Source organism: Candidatus Cryosericum septentrionale, from assembly GCF_003570995.1.
Taxonomy (GTDB): domain Bacteria; phylum Caldisericota; class Caldisericia; order Cryosericales; family Cryosericaceae; genus Cryosericum; species Cryosericum septentrionale.
The window spans coordinates 20,091-20,308 of sequence record NZ_QXIY01000036.1; the positions used below are offsets into that span (position 1 = coordinate 20,091).

The following is a 218-nucleotide window of genomic DNA, read 5'->3' on the forward strand; positions in this document are numbered from 1 at the left end:
GAAGTGGAACCCGTGGGCCGTGTAGACAATGTGCGGCACCCCTTGTCGCCGAGCAGCAAGCCGCCCCAAGAATCCGGCCACCGGCGTATGCACGTGCACCATGACATAGTGTCGGCTTTGCATAAGCCTTCGGAGCGCGCGATAGGCTGCGATGTTCCGGAGGTTCAGCGGATTCCGGCTGAACGGAATGGTGTGAACCTCATACCCCTCAGCGCGAA

At 61.0% G+C, this 218-nt stretch carries 1 protein-coding gene; it reads right to left on the reverse strand.

Translation table 11 applies throughout. The features are described from left to right. Nucleotides 1-218: glycosyltransferase (locus tag SMC1_RS11305; RefSeq protein ID WP_165849372.1), on the reverse strand; the 218-nt coding region annotated here is incomplete at both ends.